The 1,891-nt window shown below is 41.3% G+C and carries 1 protein-coding gene; it reads right to left on the reverse strand.

Features of this window, described 5'->3' with window-relative positions:
- Window positions 1-75 precede the first annotated feature (75 nt).
- Complete coding sequence (gene ltrA / locus ACGLXV_RS22245; RefSeq protein WP_391560341.1) at window positions 76-1,335, reverse strand: group II intron reverse transcriptase/maturase; 1,260 nt, start codon at window positions 1,333-1,335, stop codon at window positions 76-78.
- Between the last annotated feature and the right edge of the window lie 556 nt (window positions 1,336-1,891).

The raw sequence follows: 1,891 nt of genomic DNA on the forward strand, positions 1-1,891 counted from the left end.
AATCGAGTAGGAGGGGGTGATTAACCCCCGACCTCTCACACCACCGTACGTACCGTTCGGTATACGGCGGTTCAATTAAGTATGACGTAGATATTCATATCGTTGATATAAACTTTTCAACCCTCGATTAGCCCAATAGGCGTTATTGAGGGTTTTGTGTAGGATTGGACTTTTTGAAATTCTGCAATATTTCTTACGAGAATTTCCCCATTCATATGCCTTTTGTTTTGGAACACCAAGTCCAATGAGTTTCCTCACTTTTGTTCTTGGTAACTTCCATTGTTTCCATGAACACATGCGAAGTCTTCTTCTAATCCACTCATCAAATTCTTTGAATTTGCTAGGAGTGTCTGCTAATGCATAGTATCCGCACCATCCTGTTAAGTATTGATTTAATTGCTTAATCCTTTGATCCATAGGGATTGGTTTTGACCGTGAGGTTAACTCCCTTACTTTAGCTTTCAACCGTTTTATACTTTCATTGGAGATACGAATTTTTGGGTCTTTATGGACCGTAAAACTGAAACCTAGAAACTTACGTTTCCATGGGCGGTTTACCGCTGACTTGTCCTTGTTTACCTTCAGCTTTAGTTTTCTTTCAATAAAGTCAGTAACTGAATTCATCACCCGATCTCCTGCCTTCTTCGTTTTCACGTAAACATTAGCATCATCGGCATAACGAACAAATTTATGTCCTCTTTTTTCTAATTCAGTATCAAGTTCATTTAAAATGATGTTTGATAAAAGTGGACTTAGTGGCCCCCCTTGAGGTGCTCCTTCTTCAGTTTCGTGAACAACTCCATTGATCATAACTCCAGCTTGTAGGTATTTTCGGATCAATTTCAGTAGAATTCTATCGTTTATTTGTTTTACTAGTAGCCCCATTAGCTTGTCATGATTGACTTTGTCAAAGAATTTCTCTAAGTCTATATCTATTACCCATCTATTTCCTTCTTTGATGTATTCCTTTGCCTTTCTCACTGCGTCATGTCCCCGTCGATTCGGACGAAACCCATAACTATGTTCTGAGAAAGTTGGGTCAAAGATTGGGACTAAGATTTGAGTAATTGCTTGTTGGATGAAGCGATCTGTCACAGTAGGTATACCTAATAACCTTACTCCGCCGTTCGGTTTCGGGATTTCGACTCGCCGTACGGGTAATGGTTGGTAGGTTCCCTCTCTTAATGAAGAACAAAGGATTTCCCACGTTTCATAGAGGTGTCTTCGTAGGGATTTTACGGACATTCCATCTATCCCATGACTTCCTTTATTGCTTTCAACTCGCTTTAAAGCAAGTAATAGATTTTCTCGTGACAAAATTCGTTCCATTAACAAGTTTGACATTTCCTTTCCACGTGAATGAGTTTGTCTGTTTGTTTCAGTTCCTGCTCCACCCTCTTGAAGTCCCCCATGTATTCACCATTTCCTTCTTCAAGTAAGTCCTTTTGGATTGTCTGTATCAGCACAGGACTGCACGCCTAGCTCTCATTCTTCTTAATTGTTCAGTCCTTCCCTCATTCCTCGAGTTAATGAGGTACTATGACATCTGCTGACCTCTGACCGTTCAGCTATTTATCACTAAATAGGTTACCGAGATCACTCGGCGTATCAGTCAGATCTCCCCAGGTAAGAGTGCAATCTTTCCTTCCATCTATCTGCTTCATTTACTTTGTATCACCTTTGACAGAAAGGGCTTTGTTTTGTTCAGCAAACTCACCCAATGATACCTAGCCTCATATGAAGTTCGTGTTCCTCAGACCGGAAGTTTGCCGCTCGCTTCCTTCAGATCCCACGTCACCATGGACACCCTTGCGTTAAGCTAACTGTTACTTCTGCCTTCACAGTTCGGGACTTTCACCCTAGAGATTGCACCCATGCTGGGCGCACTGAA

This window comes from Robertmurraya sp., assembly GCF_036676585.1.
Lineage (GTDB): Bacteria > Bacillota > Bacilli > Bacillales > Cytobacillaceae > Robertmurraya_A.